At 41.1% G+C, this 21,313-nt stretch carries 22 protein-coding genes; all 22 read left to right on the forward strand.

Annotated elements, in window-relative coordinates; translation table 11 throughout:
• Positions 1-292: 292 nt before the first annotated feature.
• The 22 genes from CIK93_RS05975 (at position 293) to CIK93_RS06075 (ending at position 21,118) form a co-directional block, all read left to right on the forward strand.
• A complete protein-coding gene (locus CIK93_RS05975; RefSeq protein ID WP_094446867.1) occupies positions 293-982 on the forward strand; it encodes a hypothetical protein in 690 nt (229 codons plus the stop codon).
• 131 nt (positions 983-1,113) lie between these two features.
• A complete protein-coding gene (locus tag CIK93_RS05980; protein ID WP_094446868.1) occupies positions 1,114-1,485 on the forward strand; it encodes a GxxExxY protein in 372 nt (123 codons plus the stop codon).
• Between the two features lie 975 nt (positions 1,486-2,460).
• Positions 2,461-2,757, forward strand: a complete 297-nt coding sequence (locus CIK93_RS05985; protein WP_094446869.1) for a nucleotidyltransferase family protein — start codon at positions 2,461-2,463, stop codon at positions 2,755-2,757.
• Positions 2,758-3,059: 302 nt separating this feature from the next.
• Positions 3,060-4,127: a hypothetical protein gene (locus CIK93_RS05990; RefSeq protein WP_094446870.1), complete on the forward strand. Its 1,068-nt coding sequence runs from the start codon at positions 3,060-3,062 to the stop codon at positions 4,125-4,127.
• On the forward strand, positions 4,105-4,500 hold the full coding sequence (locus tag CIK93_RS05995) for an ASCH domain-containing protein (protein ID WP_094446871.1): 396 nt from the start codon (positions 4,105-4,107) through the stop codon (positions 4,498-4,500). Before CIK93_RS05990 ends, CIK93_RS05995 begins: the two co-directional genes overlap by 23 nt.
• Positions 4,501-4,689: 189 nt before the next feature.
• Positions 4,690-6,021, forward strand: coding sequence for an ATP/GTP-binding protein (locus tag CIK93_RS06000; protein ID WP_094446872.1), 1,332 nt, complete (start codon positions 4,690-4,692; stop codon positions 6,019-6,021).
• On the forward strand, positions 6,011-6,670 hold the full coding sequence (locus CIK93_RS06005; protein ID WP_094446873.1) for an RloB family protein: 660 nt from the start codon (positions 6,011-6,013) through the stop codon (positions 6,668-6,670). Before CIK93_RS06000 ends, CIK93_RS06005 begins: the two co-directional genes overlap by 11 nt.
• 779 nt (positions 6,671-7,449) lie before the next feature.
• Positions 7,450-9,366 carry a nucleoside-diphosphate sugar epimerase/dehydratase gene (locus CIK93_RS06010; RefSeq protein WP_094446874.1) on the forward strand — a complete coding sequence of 639 codons (1,917 nt, stop codon included), beginning with the start codon at positions 7,450-7,452 and terminating at the stop codon, positions 9,364-9,366.
• Between the two features lie 2,374 nt (positions 9,367-11,740).
• A complete protein-coding gene (locus CIK93_RS06015; protein WP_094464231.1) occupies positions 11,741-12,205 on the forward strand; it encodes a four helix bundle protein in 465 nt (154 codons plus the stop codon).
• A gap of 302 nt (positions 12,206-12,507) precedes the next feature.
• Positions 12,508-12,654, forward strand: a complete 147-nt coding sequence (locus CIK93_RS13630; RefSeq protein ID WP_158214994.1) for a hypothetical protein — start codon at positions 12,508-12,510, stop codon at positions 12,652-12,654.
• Positions 12,641-12,949: a hypothetical protein gene (locus CIK93_RS06020; protein WP_094390743.1), complete on the forward strand. Its 309-nt coding sequence runs from the start codon at positions 12,641-12,643 to the stop codon at positions 12,947-12,949. The genes CIK93_RS13630 and CIK93_RS06020 overlap by 14 nt, the downstream gene beginning before the upstream one ends.
• A 140-nt stretch (positions 12,950-13,089) precedes the next feature.
• On the forward strand, positions 13,090-13,410 hold the full coding sequence (locus tag CIK93_RS06025; RefSeq protein WP_094446940.1) for a four helix bundle protein: 321 nt from the start codon (positions 13,090-13,092) through the stop codon (positions 13,408-13,410).
• Positions 13,411-13,556: 146 nt separating this feature from the next.
• Positions 13,557-13,958, forward strand: a complete 402-nt coding sequence (locus tag CIK93_RS06030) for a TIR domain-containing protein (RefSeq protein ID WP_094446941.1) — start codon at positions 13,557-13,559, stop codon at positions 13,956-13,958.
• 1 nt (position 13,959) lies between these two features.
• On the forward strand, positions 13,960-14,913 hold the full coding sequence (locus CIK93_RS06035; protein ID WP_094446875.1) for a caspase family protein: 954 nt from the start codon (positions 13,960-13,962) through the stop codon (positions 14,911-14,913).
• 3 nt (positions 14,914-14,916) lie between these two features.
• Positions 14,917-15,465, forward strand: a complete 549-nt coding sequence (locus tag CIK93_RS06040) for a TIR domain-containing protein (protein WP_094446876.1) — start codon at positions 14,917-14,919, stop codon at positions 15,463-15,465.
• A gap of 497 nt (positions 15,466-15,962) precedes the next feature.
• On the forward strand, positions 15,963-16,991 hold the full coding sequence (gene galE, locus CIK93_RS06045; protein WP_094446877.1) for a UDP-glucose 4-epimerase GalE: 1,029 nt from the start codon (positions 15,963-15,965) through the stop codon (positions 16,989-16,991).
• A gap of 6 nt (positions 16,992-16,997) precedes the next feature.
• The gene (gene rfbA / locus CIK93_RS06050) at positions 16,998-17,912 is read left to right on the forward strand and encodes a glucose-1-phosphate thymidylyltransferase RfbA (protein ID WP_094446878.1); all 915 of its coding nucleotides are present in this window, start codon (positions 16,998-17,000) and stop codon (positions 17,910-17,912) included.
• Positions 17,913-17,918: 6 nt separating this feature from the next.
• Positions 17,919-18,335 (forward strand): FdtA/QdtA family cupin domain-containing protein, encoded by a 417-nt coding sequence (locus CIK93_RS06055; RefSeq protein ID WP_094446879.1) that lies wholly within the window; start codon positions 17,919-17,921, stop codon positions 18,333-18,335.
• Positions 18,322-18,744: an FdtA/QdtA family cupin domain-containing protein gene (locus CIK93_RS06060; protein WP_094446880.1), complete on the forward strand. Its 423-nt coding sequence runs from the start codon at positions 18,322-18,324 to the stop codon at positions 18,742-18,744. The genes CIK93_RS06055 and CIK93_RS06060 overlap by 14 nt, the downstream gene beginning before the upstream one ends.
• The gene (locus CIK93_RS06065; protein WP_094446881.1) at positions 18,741-19,199 is read left to right on the forward strand and encodes an acyltransferase; all 459 of its coding nucleotides are present in this window, start codon (positions 18,741-18,743) and stop codon (positions 19,197-19,199) included. Before CIK93_RS06060 ends, CIK93_RS06065 begins: the two co-directional genes overlap by 4 nt.
• A gap of 51 nt (positions 19,200-19,250) precedes the next feature.
• Positions 19,251-20,375 (forward strand): DegT/DnrJ/EryC1/StrS aminotransferase family protein, encoded by a 1,125-nt coding sequence (locus CIK93_RS06070; protein WP_094446882.1) that lies wholly within the window; start codon positions 19,251-19,253, stop codon positions 20,373-20,375.
• Positions 20,376-20,383: 8 nt separating this feature from the next.
• On the forward strand, positions 20,384-21,118 hold the full coding sequence (locus CIK93_RS06075; RefSeq protein ID WP_094446883.1) for an acyltransferase: 735 nt from the start codon (positions 20,384-20,386) through the stop codon (positions 21,116-21,118).
• The last annotated feature ends 195 nt before the right edge of the window (positions 21,119-21,313 follow it).

Below are 21,313 nucleotides of genomic sequence, written 5' to 3' on the forward strand. Positions count from 1 at the left end.
TACCTCTTCGACAGACCGATTCTACCTTTTTACAACAAAGGTACGAAACTGTCTTTAGCAATCATAGTTTTACCTTGATTATTTAACATTTATGCGACTGCGTCGCATTCTTCTGCAAACTTAGAGTTTAAATCCGTCTAAATTCCGATGATCCGATGATCCGATGATCCGATGATTGTCCTCCGTGGATAAACAAAATCACTGATTTCTGTGTGATATTAAAAAATAATTCGTAACTTTGTACGCCACATGGGTGGCAACCCACTAAACCTCAAACAATAGAATAAAAAAAATGACGCAGGATTGCTCTATAACACCTTCTGTTGCCAACGAAAACGACAAGCGTTTTCCTAAAGGCATACGTATCAAAAGTGCTGATGCTACATCAGAACCAGTAAAACAACATGTATCTAATGCCGAAGAAAAGGCAGGGGATGACCAACAACCCTGGGGCTACCTCTTCGTACATAACAGACAGGTAGAGGCGTTCAAAAAAGAGATGGACGCCTACAACCTCGCCCATCCCGAAGCCCCTCACGCCTGTTTCGTCCATTACTCCTATAAATATAAACAGAAGAGTAATGGCAAGGGAGTCATCAAGAAACACCTCCCCACCGTCAGTGGTCTCGTCTTCCTACAGGGTGACACCCAGTCACTCCAAACCTTCTTACGCACCCATTACCCCTCTTACCATCTGATCAAAGACTGCAGCACAGGACTCCCCGCCAGCATCTCCCACCAGAAGATGCAACCTTTCATGCAAGTCCTCTCCAGTCACCCCGAACACATCACCTTCTTACGTGACCCCTTCCTGAAATTCGCCAAAGACCGCGTCAAACTCCGTGTCCTCACTGGCATCTTCAAAGGTTTCGAGGGCTACATCGTCCGCGTTGACCGCGACCGCCAACTCGTCATCGAGGTCGGCGGCTATGCCGTCGCCCTCCGCGACGTCCACAACGAAGACTTCACCCCCGCCGAATAATGTCACACAGAATTTCTTTGCGACATTAAAAAATCCGTTTAAATCCGTCTAAATTCCGATGATGTAAAAAGATATGACTTAGAACGTTTCGCTCGAATATAATAATTGTAAAAATTTAATACATTGTGCCTATGATTTTATTTGAAGAATTAACAGAAAGAATTATAAAGGCAGCCTATCAAGTTCATAACGAGTTAGGTTGTGGCTTTATGGAAAAGGTCTATCAAGAGGCTTTGGCCATACAGATGCATGAGATGAACATTCCTTTTGAACGCGAGAAACATTTATCTGTTCAATATCACGGCAAACAGTTGCAATGTGATTATATAGCAGACTTCGTTGTTGATAATAAAGTGATTGTAGAATTAAAGGCGGTGACTCAGATGGATCATGTCTTTCAGGCTCAGGTCATTAATTATCTAAAGATTACAGGCCATAAAATAGGATTCCTTATAAATTTTGGACAAGAAAAATTGGAATTTAAGCGTCTCGTCCGATTGTAGTCATCAGATGAATTATATAATCATCGGAATTTAAACGGAATATATACGGAATTACTGCAAGTTTGTTAGTCGTTTGTCTGCAACGCGACATTAAAAAATCCGTTTAAAATCCGTCTAAATTCCGATGATTGCTTTCGGTGCGACAATTTTTTTCGCAACATTTTGATGTTATATACAGAAAAATGCGTACCTTTGTACGCTACAAGGGAAATGATGACCTGAGGGTCACCAGAAAACCCTTGATAGCGACACACGCACGAGGGGAAAATGCTAGATTCAAACAAACCTGTTATCACTGTCATAACCCCTTGCTACGAATCGTTAAACACAAAACGAAGGACTTATATGATGCCAGTCAATAGCAATATGGCACCATCACCGCAGCCGGTGATCGCCAACGACTCCATCAAATAGAAAGAGGAAATGACGCAGGATTGCTCTATCACTCTTCTTCTATCGCCGACGAAAACCACCGTTTTCCAAAGGGCAACCACGTCACTGGGACTGATACTCCATCGGGTCCAGGAATAGAAGAACTATCCTGTTAAATCCACGGACCACACGGAGAACACGGAGTGTTTAGAGATTATAGGTTAAAGGTTATAGTTTATAGGTTAGTGTTTAGTGTTTAGAGATTCTGGTTGAAGATTCTAGTTAAGATTTCGAGCATCTCCGATGCGATCCATAACAAAACGCTCCCATAAAGCAACGTACTGTTGCGTATTTTGGTAATGATTTTCTTTAAAGATTATAGTTTCTTGGTAATTGAATTATTTCTTGCGAAGCAACATTTTATTAAAGATTTCCTCCAAGATTTCTAGCCGTAGGCTACCCCCCAAAATTCCGTATTAATTCCGTCTAAATTCCGATGATCCGTGTCCTCCGTGTGCTCCGTGGATAAATTCCGATGATTGGTTTCTGTGCGACATTAAAAATCCACGGAATACAGAAAAAAAACTTATAAATTTCAAGGATATGAATACAGTAATGATTCAAACCATAGCCGACTACTTCAAGTCCCAGCCTGTAGTTAAGGCGTGGGTCTTTGGTTCAGTCGCTCGTGGTGAAGATACACCATTGAGTGATGTAGATATCCTAGTAGTTTATGACCGCAACCAGAAGGTAAGTCTTCTCAAGCATGCATCCATGATTTGCGACCTTGAGGACCTTCTTCATCGTTCAGTTGATTTGATAGAAGATGGCACCCTTCTCCCATTTGCAGTCGAAAGTGCTAATAAAGACAGACTATTGATTTATGAGAGAACCAATTAGAGATCGTCAGCGTTTGGAGCATATGATAGCTTCAATTGACAATATACTGCAGTTCGTAGAGGGAAAGACTGAAGAGTCACTTTCCACAGTGGGTCAGTAGAACCGTCCCGCTGATCTCGCTTAAGGAGTATCATGACCGCATTGATCTAATCAAGGAGTGCCAGAATCCTCATATCATCTTCAATATTCACGGAGGTAACAATCTCATCGCGCCCAATGCCAGCCAGGCAGAGCAGAAAGTAGAGGAGAAACCTGCAGACGAGTTAAAAAACAAGATAAAGAATAATCAAGAAAGAAGACCAATGGACTTACAGCTGCAACGATTTTCAGATATAGATCTCAATGATTCCTTTTTCGATTCATTGAGGGACAGTTATCCTGAGTTTAATGAATGGTATAACAAGAAGGCTGCAGCAGGAGCCACAGCTTATTGCTATTATGTAGATAACGAGTTGAAAGATTTCCTCTACTTGAAGATAGAGGAAGAGGCTCTTTCAGACTTGACTCCAGTACTTCCAGCCAAGAAACGCCTGAAGGTGGGTACCTTCAAGGTGGACAATGAAGACCGACATACCACTCGTGGTGAGCGATTCATGAAGAAAATCATGGATAAGGCAATTGCTGAGGATGTCGATGAAATCTATGTCACTATGTTCCCGACAGAGGAATTACGGAATCTGGTAACGATGTTCGAGAAATTCGGTTTTTCTCATATAGCTGACAAGAAACATGAAGATGGTAGTAGCGAGTATGCATTGGTCAAGGACATGAGAACACAAGTAAACGACCTGATGCTTGACTATCCCTTTGTCCGGAAGACAGGTTCCAGAAAGTATGTACTCTCTATCAAGCCGGAATATCATACCAAACTATTCCCAGACTCCATTTTGAAAACTGAACAGAAGTATGACCTCATACAGGATGTATCGGAGACCAACAGTATCTACAAAATATATATATGCTGGATGCAAGGAGTCAAGGAGTTGAAGAAAGGAGATAAACTTGTCATCTATCGCACTTCCGACTATCAAGGACCAGCCTCCTATCGCAGCGTATGTACATCAGTCTGTACCGTCTGCGAGGTAAAGACAATCAAGGACTTTACCAATGATGATGATTTCGTTAAATATACCAATCGCTATTCTGTATTTAGCGAGAAAGAATTGAGAGGTTGGTATCACACGAAGAACTATTTCACTGTTGTCAAGATGGTGTACAATATAGCTTTTACCAAAAAGGTAATCAACAAGGTAATGAAAGAGCAGGTTGGTTTGAATCCCAAGTATTGGGGATTCTTTAAACTTACCGATGCTCAATTTGATAAACTATTGGAATTAGGAGAAATAGATGAACGTTATATTATCGATTAAGCCTGAGTTTGTAGAGAAAATCTTTTCTGGGGAAAAGCAATATGAGTACCGTAAGGTTCTCTTCAAGCAAAAGGTGGATACCGTATATATCTACGCCAGCCGTCCCATCAGCAAAATAGTTGGTGAGTTCAAGATTGAGAAAATCCTTTGTGATACCCCAGAGAACATCTGGAAAGAAACCAGACACCAGTCTGGCGTTACCAGGAAGTTCTTTGATAAGTACTATAAGGGAAGGGAGAAGGCAGTAGCATTGATGATAAAGGATTGTAAGGAATATAAGGAAGCAATTAATCCCGAGTCTTTGATTCCAAACTTCAAGGTTCCCCAGTCGTTCATCTATATAGAAGATAAGATTACTCCCCAGACCGCATAGGCCAAATGTCTGTGTCATCCGCGCAATCTGCGTGCCAGAAGAAACTGGCTTGGTAAAATAATAAGTTGTAAGAAGTTAAAAACGTTGAAAAATAACGCTTTTCTAACTGGGAATAGCTGTGTTTTTTGCTTATTAGGATGTTTATCCTTATCTTTGCAGTGAATATTCACTATTTAAGCTTTAAAAATTATGATTTTACGTATTATCATAGATAATTTATACTCTTTCAACCATCAGGTAGAATTTAACATGTTTACCAACAAGAGCCAAAGGCATTCTATGCATAAGCGATATATCGGCAAGATAGCTTATCTTAAGATGGCTGCTCTATATGGTGCAAATGGGGCGGGCAAGTCTAATATGATAAAGGCTTTAGGCCTTTTGCAGAATTTGGTATTAAATGGCAGTATTCCTTCTGTAGTTGATAGTTTGAAGTTTAAGTTGGACAAAACATGTGCAGATAGATGCTCTTCACTTGCCGTAGAGTTTGTTGCAGCTGAGCATACATATTTTTATACGATTTCTTTTGAAGGATCAGGTGTCCTGTATGAAGGCTTGTCTGAAACGTTGTCTATCGATGAAGATAGAACAATCTTTGAGCGAGAATTTGATAATGGTAAGGAAAATCTTCATTTCTATGATGGCTATAGCAAGGAGCCAAAGGCTCAGCTCTTTGTAGATATGTTAGCAGAGAAATTTCTAGGAAGAAAGGATGTTCTTCTCACAATGCTACAAGATAAGTATGATAAAGAGTTTCCTGAAACAAAAATAGCTTTCAATTGGTTCAGACAAACATTGAATGTCGTTAATGCTGATGAAATCTTATTTCCTATAGCTCATGTCTTTGGAGAAGATGCCAAACTATTGAAGTTTGGCAATACATTGATGGCTACATTTTCTACTGGCGTAAAAGGTATATTGCCAATGAAAAAGGAAATTGAGCGAAATGAGAAGAATGCGGAAATATTTGAGACTTTGGAGCATCATGACGGGGCTATCCTGGATAGAATGACTCCTTATTTTGGAGAACGTGTCAGTTATACGATGGAAGATGGAAAGGTGATAGAAGAGACTTTGAATACGACTCATGCGGATAGTGAGGGAAATGAAGTGCCATTTAGCTTAGGCATGGAGTCTGATGGTACCAAGAGACTATTGGATTACATCCCGATGCTCCATAGTATATTGAAGGAAAGCGAGGTGGTGGTTATTGACGAAATAGAACGTAGTATTCATCCTTCTGTCATAAAGGAACTTATCCGTTTAATTTCTAAGGATGACAAAATGAATGGTCAGCTGATATTCTCTACTCACGAGACTTGTCTTCTTGATCAGGATATTCTTCGTACTGATGAAATCTGGTTTGCCCAGAAAAACTTGTCTGGTGCAACGCAATTATATTCTCTGAGTGATTTCAATGTTCATTCTACGGCTAATGTAGAGAATGGATATCTGAATGGTAGATATGGTGGAATACCATTTATGAACGATCTCAAAACATTGCACTGGGATGAAGAATAAATATTTGGTAAGGTCAAGACGTTATGAGCGCCAGGAACCATTGCGTGATTCTCGCAAGATATACATCTATTGTGAAGGAAACAAAAGAGAGTTTGATTATTTCAGATTTTTCTGTGGCTTGTCATCCAACGTGAATATCATTCCGATTCCAAGCAAGGATGGTAAGACTGATCCTGAGAAGTTGATGGAAGCTGCACAGGAAGAATTTGGAATAAATTCTGATGTAAGTCCGAAATTCACTTTGGATGTAAGCCAGCAAGACAATGTGTGGTTTGTGATAGATACGGATTCATGGGGAAGTAAAATCACAGATTTGCGAAATTTCTGTAAGAGTCAGAATGCAGGATTGGATAATGAAACCTGGTATGTGTCTCAGAGTAATCCTAGTTTTGAGATATGGCTTTATTATCATAAGTTTAGTGAAAAGCCTGTGAAAAATGATGTAGATAAGTATTCTTCGATAAAGGAATTTGTTGATGCTCAAATACCGGGTGGATTTGACAGCAGAAAACATCCTGCTATGATAGAAGTTGCAATTCAGAACGCTAAAGCAACGTATGAAGAAGAAAATCAAGTACTTAAACTGTATAGTACCGAAGTCTTCAAACTAGGACAGGTAATATTGCCGTTTGTGAAAGATATATTGTAATTCTGTTGCATACACCATTCTCGAGCACTATAGGGCGGTTACATCCTTCCATTCTGAGAAGGGAAGGCTTGGTTAGGACGTGGAACTCTCTTTGGCTAAAGTTTTTGCAAATGAGCGCAATGAAAGTTTGCTTTCAAATTGTCGAGTGCAGCTAATCTAAAGAGGGACGGGGTGATTCGAAAAATTCCTCATTCGAGTGGAGACTTGTGCAGAGCGTTAATGCAATGAGAAACCTGTCCCTGTGTTTCATGTTTCATTCTCCAAAATATCTTGCCGACAGGCAAACCCAAAATAATTCCGTTTTAATTCTGTCTAAATTCCCGATGATTAATTTCTGGCCCCCGGCCATTCTTTAAGAAGATTTCCTCCAAAGATTTACCTATGGTTTGTTTTGTCGTGACTCAGCATAGTGAAAGCGCGCTCTCACTCTGTCTTCGCTACTCCAAAACATCTTGCGAAGCAACTCCCAAAATCAAGCAGCATTGTTATCCTTTTCTGCCCCGGCCATTCTTTATTAAAGATTTCCTCCAAAGATTTCTTGCGCTCGCGCAACCAAAAAAATATCCGTTTAACATCCGTCTAAATTGGCTACGCCTTTGTTTTCTCGCCACGGCATAATTAAAGCGAACGTTTTCGTTAAGCCAAATGAGCAGAATTAAGTTCACTTAAACTCTGCCATGGCGAGAAAAGGTGCCATAAAATGGAGCTTTATTCTGCTCATGGCTTAACGAAAACAATCCGATGATCCGTGTAACCTGTGAGATAATATAATAACGATTATGATTCAAAAAGTATTTAATTGGTATTTTACCAGTAAAGCACTACCATATTGGGGCGTATTATGCTTAGACTGCGCCATTGTGATGTTCTCCGGCTACCTCGCCGAATACTTTGAACTCGGAGGTTCAGGGTTTGCCGCCAGTTTCTGGGCCATTACCCACTCCCTGCTGCTATGCGTATTGCTCTTTGTGATAGCCTTTCGCGTGTTTAGCACCTATAGTGGGGTAGTGCGCTACTCCTCCTTCGTTGACCTGCAACGAATCGCAGCAGCAACATCACTCGGATCCCTGCTGACCTACCTGATGTCGTTGGTAGTGAATCATGTATGGTCCATCGATGAAGTCCTGATGCCATCCCTCTCAGGTATTATCTTGATGTTCACCTCATCAACCTGTTTGATGTTTATGGTCAGAGTAGCCGTGAAGAGCATGTTTGACGCGAGACGAAAAGACGAACAAGCCCTGAAGACCGTGATCTATGGCATCAAACATGGCGCTATAGGCATGGCGAAAATGATCAAGAGCCAATCCCCTCAACGCTATGTCCTTGATAGCTTCATTAGTCCCGACGGACAGATGGTAGGCCACATGCTCATGGGTGTGAAAGTCCGTGAGGTAGAAGATACGTTAGCATCCCAGTTGAAAGCCGATGGCATTGATGCCATCTTGGTATCCCCGGTTCAAGCAGATATATTCCGTGAAGACGACCACCTCATCAATGAACTCATCGCTAATGGCATCAAGATCATGATGATGCCCCATGCTTTAGAGTGGGACGGGAAAAGCGAATTGCCGCAAGACCAGCTCCATGAAGTAGATATCGAAGACCTCCTGCCACGCGATAAGATAGAGGTGGATATGAATGCCATTGGTGCTCTTCTCACTGGTAAAAGGATCATGATAACAGGTGCTGCCGGTAGTATCGGTTCAGAGATGGTACGCCAGGTCGCTGTCTATCATCCCTCAGAACTGATCCTTATCGACCAGGCAGAAACCCCCATGCATGATATCCGTCTGCTGATGCAACGCCAGTTCCCTGCTATCAAGTCAGAGACCATCGTAGCAAGTATCTGTAATGCCACTTTCATGGAAGCCATCTTTGCGGCGCATCAGCCAGAGTATGTCTTCCATGCCGCAGCCTATAAACACGTGCCGATGATGGAAGACAATCCTGCTATGGCCGTGCAAAACAATATCTATGGCACCCGTGTTATTGCAGACCTGGCAGTCAAGTATGGCACCAAGAAATTCGTGATGATATCCACCGACAAGGCAGTCAATCCCACCAATGTGATGGGCTGCAGCAAGCGCATCTGTGAGATCTACTGTCAATCACTCAATAAAGCCATTGCCGAAGGCACGGTAAAGGGCATCACCCAGTTTGTCACAACCCGCTTCGGTAATGTGCTGGGTAGCAACGGTTCTGTCATCCCCTTGTTCAAGCAACAGATTAGAAATGGCGGTCCTCTCACTGTCACCCATCCCGACATCATCCGTTTCTTCATGCTCATCCCTGAAGCCTGTAAGCTAGTCCTTGAGGCAGGCACCATGGGTAACGGCGGTGAGATCTTCGTCTTCGATATGGGCAAACCCGTCAAGATTGTTGACCTTGCCAAGCGCATGATAGCCCTTTCCGGTGCTAAAAACATCGGAATAAAATTCACTGGCTTGCGTGAAGGCGAGAAACTCTACGAGGAAGTCCTTTCCGACCAGGAAGAAAACATCCCCACCAAGCATCCCAAGATCATGCGCGCCAAAGTCCGCGAGTATGAATACGCCATAGCATGTGAAAACGAAAAGGCCCTCTTAGACCTCTCCTACACCTACAATGACATGGATATAGTAAAGAAGATGAAGGACATCGTCCCAGAATACAAAAGCCAAGTCTCCAAATACGAAATCCTAGACAAGAAATAGTTTATAGTTTATAGGTTATAGGTTAAAGTTTAGTGTTTAGTGTTTAGAGTTTAGCGTTAAGGTTATAGTTTATAGGTTAAGGTTAGAGTTTATAGGTTAGTGATTAGTGTTTAGCGTTAAGGTTATAGGTTAAAGGTTATAGTTTATAGGTTAAAGGTTAGAGTTTATAGGTTAGTGATTAGTGTCTAGAGATTCTGGTTGAAGATTATTTTAAAGATTTTCGTTAAGATTTACCTTTAGGTTATTTTTGTCACGACTCGGCATAGTGAAAGCGTGCTTTCACTCTACTCTCGCTGCTCCAAAAATTCGAGCCTGTAAGGCGATCCCCAAAAAATCCCTCCCCAAAAGCGAGGTATTCGAGCGTATTCTAGTCGAGATTAGATATAAAGATTTTTGTTATCATCCTACCTATACTCGTATATAATTCCGTTTTAATTCCGTTTAAATTCCGATGATTAATTTCTGGCCTCCGGCCATATTTTATTATTAAAGATTTCCTCCAAGATTTCTAGCCGTAGGCTACCCAAAAAGATTCCGTCTAACTCCCAACGATCCGTGCCCTCCGTGTGCTCCGTGGATAAAATTTTTCGCAACATTTTGATGTTTTATACAGAAAAATGTGTATCTTTGTACGCAACAAGGGAAATGATGACCTGAGGGTCACTCAGAAAAAAACTCTAAAAAAAGGATTTATATGATGCCAGTCAATAGCAATATGGCACCATCACCGCAGCCGGTGATCGCCAACGACTCCATCAAATAGAAAGAGGAAATGACGCAGGATTGCTCTATCACTCTTCTTCTATCGCCGACGAAAACAACGTTATGACAACCATCGTTTTCCAAAGGGCATCCACCGTTACTGGGACTGATACCACATCGGGTCCAGGAATAGAAGAACTATCCTGTTAGGTTATAGGTTATAGTTTAAAGGTTAGCTGTTAGCGTTAAGGTTAACGTTAAGGTTATAGTTTTAAGTTTAGAGATGTTAGTTTAAGATTCTTCTCAAGATTCTAGTTAAGATTTCGAGCCTGTAAGGCGATCCATAATAAGACCCTCCCATAAAGCAACGTATTGTTGCGCATTTTCAGTCGAGATTTTTATTTTGAGATTATCGTAGGATGACAAAGACCAGTCCATCAGACTTCAAACCTCAGACTTCAGACCTCAGACATCATCTTAGTTAAAGATTTCCTCCAAAGATTTCTTGCCTTTAGGCAACTAAAAAAAATCCGTCTAGATCCGTTTAAATCCGATGATTGATTTCTTGCGAAGCAACATCTCATAAAAGATTTCCTCCAAAGATTTCTTGCCTTTAGGCAACTAAAAAAAATCCGTCTACATCCGTATAAATTCCGATGATCCGTGTCCTCCGTGTGCTCCGTGGAAAATAGATCTTAGTGTCCTTTGCACCTTGGCGAAGATAAGTTTAGTCTCCACAAGACTGCTGGGTATATCAATGAAGGCGTGGAAAACAAATAGCTTACCAACGACTTCGATGGAATAGACAGCATGAGTATAACTCAAAACTTATCTTTCGCGAGACATTAACCATCCGTGCCCTCCGTGTCCTCCGTGGATCCATAATAATTTCTGGCCCCCGGCCATATTTTATTATTAAAGATTTCCCCCAAAGATTTCTTGCGAAGCAACCCCCAAATAACTCCGTGGATAAATTTTTTCGCAACATTTTGATGTTATATACAGAAAAATGTGTACCTTTGTACGCTACAAGGAAAATGATGACCCGAGGGTCACTCAGAAAAACCTCTAAAATAAGGATTTATATGATGCCAGTCAATAACTATATGGCACCATCACCACAGCCGGTGACCGCCAACGACTCCATCAAATAGAAAGAGGAAATGACGCAGGATTGCTCTATCACTCTTCTTCTATCGCCGACGAAAACAACGTTATGACAACCACCGTTTTCCAAAGGGCATCCACGTCACTGGGACTGATACCACATCGGGTCCAGGAATAGAAGAACTATCCTGCGGCGAAAGGAAGATCAGGTGGATTCTGAAAAAATGTTTGTTAATCTGATGAACATTGCTCTTTTTAGAGAGGAAATAAGGAAATACCAATAGGTTAGATTTTCCATAGATACTCCACTTTTTTACCGCCACTGATACTCAGCAAGTTATGAAAAGAGAGCCGATTTTCCTACAACATTTCCACAACAATTTCATTTGTTGGGAGGCTAAAGGGAATATAGCCCTGAGGATGGCATTTAAGACGTTGTAAAGAAAACTTCAGCCGTCAGCCATCATACATCTGACATCTCTGCCGCTAAGGTAAAAAAAAATTTTGAAATACGCAAGCAGAATATTAAATTCTTACTTCTTACATATCACCTCTTACTTCGACTATGTCAATAATCTCAGATGCGATACAAGCAAAATGCCTAGCCTTTGGCGACCGCATAATAAAGCTCAATGACTATTTGCTGGCACAGGCTGCGATGGAGCATGAGAAATATAAGAAAGAATTGAGGCAACGTAAGCCTGGACAAAAGACATCTTCCATCTTACATCTTCCTTCTTCCATCCCACTTCATTTGCAATCCGTGTCAAATCTCTGCAATCAGTTACTTCGGGCAGGAACCAGCATTGGAGCCAATAATGCCGAGGCATGTAACGGCATTAGTAAAGCTGATTTCAAAAGCAAATCTTTTATTGCACTAAAGGAGGCTCGAGAATCACTTTATTGGATTGAATTGCTTCATAGGAATAGTTTTATTGATGATAGGCAATACGAGTCTATATATGGTGACTGTGAGGAGTTGGTAAAAGTTCTCCATCATCGTTGTAAAAAAATCAATGATACAGAATAAGAGGAGTTATAGAATGGGTGTAGCAACATCTTCCATCTTCCTTCTTCCATCTAACATCTTTACGACATTCATCAGACATCCGGGAATCGGACCTTTCCTGGTCTTTTCACTACAAAATTAGCATAATTCAGGCATTCCTGCAATAGCATTAAGATATTTTGCACTTTGACTGTTAACGAAAGTTACAAGACACAGCAGAGCAGGCATGCAGCATAAAATACAAAAATTGAAAAATAATGGTTCAAAGTGCGATAAGATTCAAATCTTTTTCGTATCTTTGCCCACAAAATAAAAGCAGTATTATGATAGTAACCAATCAAGCAACAGATACGAAGCAGAATTTCAATGCCACTTCCACCCGAAATAGGATAATGGCCAGTACAATGTCTGTGGACGAATACTTCGATGAACTGATAGACAAGGTGCGCGAGGATTATGCAAATCTATGAGGTTCGAATCAGTCATGGAGCTCGTGCAGACATGGCAGAATTGCGCAAGTTCCTTAAGTCTATGATGACGGTGGAAGGAGCTATTCGCTATGCCAATAATATGCGTGAGGAGATAAAGACGTTGGCATTTTATGCTGATCTCTATGGCAAGACAACATCAATGACACTGCGTCAGATACACCCCGAGGCACGCCGGATGGTATCTCATAACCGTAAATGGGTGTACGTCTATCATATTGAAGCATCCTTCGTCATAGTAGACCGAATCCTCCCTGCCAATATGAACAAAGGTTGAATCCTCATCCAACGAAATCTTATATCATGTCTGAAATCTCCGATGCCATACAGACCAAGTGCTTGGCTTTTGGCGACCGCATAATAAAGCTCAATGACTACTTGTTAGAGCAGGCTGCTAATAAGAAGCCTGGCTACAAGATGGTAAATGGGAAACGAGTCTATAACAAATCTATTCCTGTGCACTTGCAAGCTGTCTCGAATCTTTGTAACCAACTTTTGAGGTCTGGCACAAGTGTCGGAGCAAACAACGCTGAAGCGTCAAGCGCAATTAGTAAAGCAGATTTCAAATCAAAGTCATATATAGCCTTGAAGGAGGCCCGAGAAAGCCTATATTGGATAGACTTGCTTCACCGAAATGGATATTTAGACGATAAACAGCATAGTAGTATTTACGCTGACTGTGAGGAATTGGTTAAGGTACTTACACATCGCTGCAAAAAGTTGGACGGCGTGGAATAACGTCAAACATCATACTTCATACATCATCCATCTCTTATCACATCATACATCATCCATAAAACATCAAACATCTTCTGATTGCACAGGTGGTCGTATCGGTGATGCAGTTCGATACTGCCAGTCAGAACAAAAATATAATTAAGTTTATGGCAAAAAAATATAATGTATTCATAAGTCACAGCTGGGATCATCTTGATGACCTTCGTAGTTTAAAACTGCATCTCCAGGAACGTGGCTACTTCAATGTTGATTTCTCTGAGGTGACACCTGAGAATGCAATTAAATCAGAGAATATTTATTATGTTCGTGCTCGTGTTGCCCAGCGTATAGCCAATGCTGATATAGTTATTGGTTTGGCGGGTGTATATGCATCTCATAGTGATTGGATGACTTGGGAATTGGATAAAGCCCAAGAGTTATCCAAACCAATTCTTGGTGTAATACCCAGAGGACAAGAAAGAATTTCTACTGTGGTTTCAAACCATGCGGATAAAATGGTTCGTTGGAATACAGAATCTATAGTAGCAGCAATAAGAGAATTAGCTTAGTATGAGAAAAGCATTAATTGTTGGTATAGACTTTTACGCACACGCCAACCGTTTAGGTGGTTGCGTAAATGACGCATATTCTGTGCGTCAGGTTTTGGAGCGTCATGGTGACGGCACGAAGAATTTTGATGTTCTGTTGAAGACATCATCTGATGACTCGACAGCCATTACCAAAGATGAGTTGAAAGCACTTATTTCTGACCTGTTTGATGATGAAACGGAGGTGTCTCTTCTTTATTTCTCTGGCCATGGTTATATTGATAGCGATTCGGGTTATCTTATCACATCTGATTGCAAAACAGGTGACGATGGTGTATCTATGGATGATATTATGTCATATGTGAACAACTCTCGTTCTAAGAATAAGGTAATTGTACTTGATTGTTGCCATTCTGGTCAGTTTGGTAATGTTAAAGCATTAGGTAATAATGCTGTACTCTCAGAAGGTACCACAATTTTGACAGCTTCAGCACGTGACCAATATGCAGTAGAAAATGGTGGAAGAGGATTATTTACGGGTTTGTTGGTAGATGCAATGAACGGAAGCGCTGCCAACCTTGTGGGTGAAATCTCTCCTGGTAGTGTTTATGCCCATATTGATCGTTCGCTTGGAGCATGGAGTCAACGCCCCATATTCAAGACTAACGTTAGGAGTTTTATTTCTCTTCGTAGAGTGACGCCCCCCATTTCCTTGGAAGATTTGAAAAAGATTGATAACTTGTTTCCTGACAAAGGTTATGAGTTTCCGTTGGATCCTTCTTTTGAGCCTACATCAGGAGAGACAAATGAAACTAATGCAGAGAAGTTCAGAATTCTTCAAAAGTATAACCGTTTGAACCTTGTTGTTCCGATAGGTGCAGAGCACATGTACTTTGCGGCCATGGAGCGAAAAGCTTGCAAACTGACAATTTTAGGAGAACATTATTGGACTTTAGTAAAGGAAGAAAGGATATAATAGATGGAGTTTTTTAGTGAACAATTTTTTCTAGACCAGGCAAGGCAGATTCCTCTCTATGAACAACGTGAGTTCTCGACACGAGTAAGAGATTCTCGTGCTGATGCCAAGTTTGATGTGTTTCTATCATATAACATCAAGAATATAGAAGCCGTTAAAGCAATATATTTTTTTCTTACCAAGAAAGGACTAAAAGTCTATCTGGATTGTATTGTTGACCCAGATATGCAACGTGACAATTGTGAAAAAACAACTGCACAAAGAATCCATAACCGTCTTATGAATAGCAAGAGTTTGCTATATGCGCAGTCTCCAAGTGCCGGTCAAAGTAATTGGATGCCCTGGGAGTTGGGCGTGGTAGATGGGCATACTCATAAGTGCTTTATTATGCCTGTGACATCAGATGCTAAGCAGGTAACTCCAAGACGAGAGTACCTTTCATTGTATCCCTATGTCAAGCCTGATACTTGCAATATTATGAAGATATTTTCGGAGGGCTCAGAAGCAAGACCAATAATGACTGATTTTGTACAGTATATAAAAGGTCTTTAGTTTCTAATGCCACTTATAACGCCACCAATTAAGAATATCAAGATAACTGACGCCAAGCCGAGTGCAAACGAACTAACTCGATTTGCCGAGGTGCGAAGGAAGTCGACGACAAGTCAAGTGACGGAGCCGTTTAAGGAGGAAATCCTGAAGGGGACTCGACTTAAGTCGCTTGTTCCGTAGGTCTCAAGAATGTTCATACGATAGAGGAGATAAAGGCATGGCTGCAGGCTTTTGGATATAGAGATGCAATAAAAAATGCGGCAATCAATTTTATCCTGCGTGAGTTCGTGATGAGCAAAATCTCTTGTGATGAAATGAGCAATATGGATATGATAGTAGAACTTCTTCGTCCGCAGATGGAATAACATAATACATCTTACATTTTCCTTCAAACATCAGACATCTTACCGGGGCAGGAATCCCATCGGGATTCTCTCATAAGAACGGTTCAATAAATTCTGGTGCCTGCCTTTTATATGTAGAATTAAATCAAAATTATGAATATACTTGTTACAGGAGGAGCTGGATATATAGGTTCTCACACAATCATTGAGTTGTACAAGGCTGGTCATACAGCCGTTGTGGTTGATAATCTTAGCAACAGTAATCCAGAAGGATTACGTCGTGTGGCGGAGATTATAGGAGTGAAGGAGATTCCTTTCTATGAAGTTGATATTCGTGACCGTGAGGGATTAGACAAGGTAATGACAGAGCATCAGTGTGATGCATGTATCCACTTTGCTGGCCTCAAATCCGTAGGCGAAAGTGTAGAAAAACCATGGGAGTATTATGAGAACAATATTGCTGGTACACTTGTACTCGTTGACGTGATGAAGGAGCATGGATGCAAGAATATTATTTTTAGTTCTTCTGCTACTGTTTATGGCGACCCTGCTGAGGTCCCCATTACAGAAAACTGTCCTAAGGGTCAATGTACCAATCCTTATGGCTGGACAAAGTCAATGTTGGAACAAGTTCTGATGGATATTCAGAAAGCGGATCCAGAATGGAATGTGGTGCTGCTCAGATATTTCAATCCCGTTGGCGCACATCCAAGCGGCCGTATAGGCGAGGATCCAAATGGTATTCCCAACAATCTGATGCCCTACATCACCCAGGTGGCCGTGGGCAAGCGCAAAGAACTTGGCGTGTTTGGTAATGACTACCCGACGCATGATGGGACAGGCGTACGCGACTATATCCATGTTTGTGATTTGGCAGCTGGTCATGTGGCCGCATTGAAAGCAATAGAGCGCAAGTGCGGTCTTGGTATCTACAATATGGGTACAGGTCACGGATATAGTGTTTTGGATATGGTAAATGCCTTTATGAAGATAAATGGTGTAAATGTGCCGTATACGATAAAACCAAGACGACCAGGTGATATAGCAACATGCTATTGTAATCCCGCCAAAGCTAAAGCTGAACTTGAATGGGAAGCAAAATATGGTATTGATGAGATGTGCCGTGATAGTTGGAATTGGCAAAAAAATAATCCTGAAGGATATAAAATAATCAATAGATAATAAGGTATGAAAGGTATTGTTCTTGCTGGAGGATCCGGTACTCGTCTATACCCGATAACAAAGGGCGTAAGTAAGCAATTGCTACCGATTTATGATAAACCGATGGTATATTATCCTATCAGTGCCTTGATGTTGGCAGGAATTAGGGATATTCTCATTATTAGTACTCCTTATGACCTCCCTGGCTTTAAACGTTTGCTTGGCGACGGTTCTGACTATGGTGTACATTTTGAGTATGCAGAACAGCCATCTCCTGATGGCCTTGCTCAAGCTTTTATTATTGGTGAGAAGTTTATTGGCAATGATTCAGCTTGCTTAGTCCTTGGAGATAACATTTTCTATGGTGCTGGCTTTACAAGCCTGCTTCGTAAGGCTGTAGAAGATGCTGATAAGAATCATAAAGCGACTGTCTTTGGTTATTGGGTGAATGATCCTGAGCGCTATGGCGTGGCTGAATTCGATAAGGAGGGCAACTGTCTTTCTATTGAGGAGAAACCACAAAAGCCAAAGAGCAACTATGCTGTGGTAGGCCTTTACTTTTATCCCAATAAAGTAGTTGATGTAGCCAAGCACATTAAGCCTTCTGCCCGTGGAGAGTTAGAAATCACTACGGTGAATCAGGAATTCCTCAATGATGGTGAACTGAAAGTCCAGGTCTTTGGCCGTGGTTTCGCATGGTTAGATACCGGTACCCATGATTCATTGGCAGAGGCATCAACCTTCGTCGAGGTTATTGAGAAACGCCAAGGTCTAAAGGTTGCTTGTTTGGAAGGCATTGCATACCGCAATGGCTGGATTTCTGAGGAGAAGATGCGAGAACTGGCAAAGCCCATGTTAAAAAACCAGTATGGACAGTATCTAATGCGTGTAATAGAAGAGAAGAAAGAGGAAGTAGATTCAGATACTTTCCGTTATAGATAGTAGATTATGAGTATAAAGGACGTAAAGATAATAGAACTGCCGAAGTTCACTGACCCTCGTGGTAATCTCTCGTTTGTGGAGCAGAACAATCATATCCCGTTTGAAATCAAGCGGACGTATTGGATATATGATGTACCAGGTGGAGAGAGCAGAGGCGGTCATGCATTTAAGAATAATGACGAGTTCATCATTGCCATTTCCGGTGCCTTTGATGTTGTGGTGGATGATGGTGAGCGGCAGAAGAAGTTTGAACTGAACCGTTCATACTACGGGTTGTATATTCCTGCTGGTCTGTGGCGTACGATGGAGAATTTCTCTACTAACTCATTCGCAATAGAATTTGGCTCTGTGAAGTATTCTGCAAAGGACTACATCCGTGATTACGATGAATTCTTAAAACTGAAGAAAGATGGCAAAATATAGTGTATTCGACTGCTCGATGGTGGAGCTGGATAAGCACCATAGTGACCGCAAGGGTAACCTGACGGTGGTGCAGAATGGCGAGACTTTGCCATTTGACGTGAAGCGGGTTTATTACCTGTATGATGTTCCGGGAGGTGAGAGCCGTGGTTCTCATGCGCATAAAGATTTGGAACAGTTGATTATTGCTGCATCTGGTTCGTTTAGGGTGACTCTGGATGATGGTAAGTGTAAGAGGAGTTTTTTCCTTAACAGACCTTATCAGGGTCTTTATGTGAAGCCTGGAATGTGGCGTGATTTGGAGGATTTCTCTTCTGGAGCCGTTTGTATGGTATTAGCCAGTGAGGTGTACCAAAAAGAGGATTATATTCGGGATTATGAAGAATTCTTAAAATTCAGGGAGGAAATATGATTCATCCGTTAGCTGATTGTATGAACAAGAACGTGCCAGAAAGCACAAAGGTGTGGCAGTTCTGTGTAGTGTTCCCGAATTGTCAAATAGGGGAAAACTGTAATATATGCTCTCACTGTCTGATTGAGAATGAGGTGATGATTGGTAATAATGTCACCATCAAATGCAATGTGCAGGTGTGGGACGGCATTACGTTGGAGGATAATGTAATGGTAGGGGCTAATGTAACCTTTACCAATGATATGTACCCTCGTTCAAAGAACAAGGACTGGACATTACTGAAAACGAGAGTATGTAAAGGTGCAACTATTGGGGCTGGTGCGGTGATACTACCAGGTATTACCATTGGCGAGAATGCCTTTGTAGCGGCTGGTAGTGTAGTTACCAAGGATGTGCCTGCCGGTGAGCTCTGGATGGGCAATCCTGCGAAGTTTTTTAAGAAAGTGGACTTTTAATTATAGTTTCAAGTTTCAGGTTTCAAGTATAGCGATAATAAAACTAGCAATATGAATATACCATTTTTAAGTCTTAAGGATGTAACGGCTCTTCATGGAGCAGAGATCAATGAGGCCATTACCCGTGTCGTAAATGGAGGTTGGTATCTCCAAGGAAAGGAGAACGAGAGGTTTGAGGCAGATTATGCCAAGTTTATAGGAACAAAGTATTGCATTGGATGTGCCAATGGTCTGGATGCCCTCATTTGGATATTCCGCGGATATATTGAGATGGGTGTGATGAAATCTGGTGATGAGGTGATTGTTCCTGCAAACACCTATATCGCCACGATTCTTGCTATCACTGAGAATGGATTGAAGCCTGTTCTTGTAGAGCCGAAGCTTAATACATTGGAGATTGATGACGACCTTATTGAGGCTGCGATCACTCCCAAGACAAAGGCTATTGCCATTGTCCATCTGTATGGACGTAATGCATATACCGACAAGATAGGAGAATTATGCAAGAAGTATAATCTGAAACTTATCGAAGATAACGCTCAGGCACATGGCTGCAAACATACTGATGGCCGCATTACTGGATCCATTGGTGATGCCGCAGGCCATAGCTTCTATCCAGGTAAGAACCTTGGAGCTCTTGGTGATGGTGGTGCGGTTACCACTAATGATCCAGAACTAACTGCTGCTATTCGTGCTTTAGCAAACTATGGTTCTCAGAAGAAATATGTATTCAAATACACCGGTCGTAACAGCCGTTTGGATGAGATACAGGCAGCTGTGTTGGATGTTAAACTGAAATATTTAGTTGAGGATAATCAACATCGTAAGGAGGTGGCTCATTACTACTATGAGCATATCAATAATTCTTTGATTACTCTGCCAGATTTACTTCCTGATGAACAGAATGCCTACCATTTGTTCCCGATTCTGGTGGCTGATGGCAAACGTGATGCTTTACATGATTATCTTGATCAAAATGGTGTTGGTACAGTGTGCCATTATCCTATAGCACCTCATAAGCAGGAGTGCTATGTCAAGGAAGAGTGGAATATTCCCCAATTGAGCCTTCCTATTACGGAAAATATAGCTGATGAGGAGTTGAGCCTCCCAATAGGGCCTTCGATTAAAATTGAAGAAGTTGAGACAATAGTAAAACTTATTAATAATTTCCAATAAAAGTTGCAATGACAAAGCAAAGAGCAATAGGCTTAGATTATTTAAGAATTATTCTCGCGTTGTTAATCTTTTTCTTCCACTCGCGTGATTATTGTTTTTTTAAATACGGCATTGTTGACGGTTTCTTCGGTAATGGAGCCACATCTATGTCTGCATTCTTTATGCTCTCAGGATGGGCACTCTATATTACCTATAGGGATAAAAACTTTAGTGACCTTAGAAATCTTAAGGTATTCTTTGTAAAAAGACTTTTGTCTATCTTGCCACTCTACTATTTGATTTCTTTGCTTTTTGTGGTTTTTGTTGGGAAAGAAACCGTATTGCAGAATATTGTTCTATTCCCAATAGAAGCTTTAGGTTTACAATCATTAATTGCAGGGACTTTCCCTTTAACGCATAATGGCGGCACATGGTTTATATCATGTATCCTCGTTTGCTATTTGGTGTTTCCGTTTGTTAAGGACTGCTTTAGGTCTTTGAGTGAAAGAAGCATATATTGGCTCATGGCAGTTTTTTATATTCTACTCTCAATATTACCCATTATTCAACTGTATTATAGGTATGATCTGGAGTCCGTATATCCCAATCCCTTCCTTAGAATACTCGAATTTAGTATTGGAGTATTCCTAGCCATACTATGGGATAAATATCAAGTTGGGGGGGGGCAAAAATATACTGATTTCACTTTTGCGAAACAAATGGATTTTTCTTCTATCATTAATGGTGTGGTTCTTATCAACTAGCGTACCTTCATGGTTGAATGTGCCGCATGTAGGTTATGTCGCATATAATGCTATTGTTATACCATGCTCGATGTGCATCATAATGTTTTTAGGTACATTACAGTGTAGGGGTAATGGGAATCATACTGTCCTTATGTACCTTAGTAGTATCTCGTATGGTTTTTATTTGTCACAACTATTAGCATTCCCACTAAC

The organism is Prevotella sp. P3-92 (genome assembly GCF_002251205.1).
Taxonomy (GTDB): domain Bacteria; phylum Bacteroidota; class Bacteroidia; order Bacteroidales; family Bacteroidaceae; genus Prevotella.

Bases quoted from the DNA above. Each gene is read 5' to 3' on its own strand.
- CIK93_RS05975 (WP_094446867.1), top strand. From the start codon at position 293: ATGACGCAGGATTGCTCTATAACACCTTCTGTTGCCAACGAAAACGAC.
- CIK93_RS05980 (WP_094446868.1), top strand. From the start codon at position 1,114: ATGATTTTATTTGAAGAATTAACAGAAAGAATTATAAAGGCAGCCTAT.
- CIK93_RS05985 (WP_094446869.1), top strand. From the start codon at position 2,461: ATGAATACAGTAATGATTCAAACCATAGCCGACTACTTCAAGTCCCAG.
- CIK93_RS05990 (WP_094446870.1), top strand. From the start codon at position 3,060: ATGGACTTACAGCTGCAACGATTTTCAGATATAGATCTCAATGATTCC.
- CIK93_RS05995 (WP_094446871.1), top strand. From the start codon at position 4,105: ATGAACGTTATATTATCGATTAAGCCTGAGTTTGTAGAGAAAATCTTT.
- CIK93_RS06000 (WP_094446872.1), top strand. From the start codon at position 4,690: ATGATTTTACGTATTATCATAGATAATTTATACTCTTTCAACCATCAG.
- CIK93_RS06005 (WP_094446873.1), top strand. From the start codon at position 6,011: ATGAAGAATAAATATTTGGTAAGGTCAAGACGTTATGAGCGCCAGGAA.
- CIK93_RS06010 (WP_094446874.1), top strand. From the start codon at position 7,450: ATGATTCAAAAAGTATTTAATTGGTATTTTACCAGTAAAGCACTACCA.
- CIK93_RS06015 (WP_094464231.1), top strand. From the start codon at position 11,741: ATGTCAATAATCTCAGATGCGATACAAGCAAAATGCCTAGCCTTTGGC.
- CIK93_RS13630 (WP_158214994.1), top strand. From the start codon at position 12,508: ATGATAGTAACCAATCAAGCAACAGATACGAAGCAGAATTTCAATGCC.
- CIK93_RS06020 (WP_094390743.1), top strand. From the start codon at position 12,641: ATGCAAATCTATGAGGTTCGAATCAGTCATGGAGCTCGTGCAGACATG.
- CIK93_RS06025 (WP_094446940.1), top strand. From the start codon at position 13,090: ATGGTAAATGGGAAACGAGTCTATAACAAATCTATTCCTGTGCACTTG.
- CIK93_RS06030 (WP_094446941.1), top strand. From the start codon at position 13,557: ATGGCAAAAAAATATAATGTATTCATAAGTCACAGCTGGGATCATCTT.
- CIK93_RS06035 (WP_094446875.1), top strand. From the start codon at position 13,960: ATGAGAAAAGCATTAATTGTTGGTATAGACTTTTACGCACACGCCAAC.
- CIK93_RS06040 (WP_094446876.1), top strand. From the start codon at position 14,917: ATGGAGTTTTTTAGTGAACAATTTTTTCTAGACCAGGCAAGGCAGATT.
- galE (WP_094446877.1), top strand. From the start codon at position 15,963: ATGAATATACTTGTTACAGGAGGAGCTGGATATATAGGTTCTCACACA.
- rfbA (WP_094446878.1), top strand. From the start codon at position 16,998: ATGAAAGGTATTGTTCTTGCTGGAGGATCCGGTACTCGTCTATACCCG.
- CIK93_RS06055 (WP_094446879.1), top strand. From the start codon at position 17,919: ATGAGTATAAAGGACGTAAAGATAATAGAACTGCCGAAGTTCACTGAC.
- CIK93_RS06060 (WP_094446880.1), top strand. From the start codon at position 18,322: ATGGCAAAATATAGTGTATTCGACTGCTCGATGGTGGAGCTGGATAAG.
- CIK93_RS06065 (WP_094446881.1), top strand. From the start codon at position 18,741: ATGATTCATCCGTTAGCTGATTGTATGAACAAGAACGTGCCAGAAAGC.
- CIK93_RS06070 (WP_094446882.1), top strand. From the start codon at position 19,251: ATGAATATACCATTTTTAAGTCTTAAGGATGTAACGGCTCTTCATGGA.
- CIK93_RS06075 (WP_094446883.1), top strand. From the start codon at position 20,384: ATGACAAAGCAAAGAGCAATAGGCTTAGATTATTTAAGAATTATTCTC.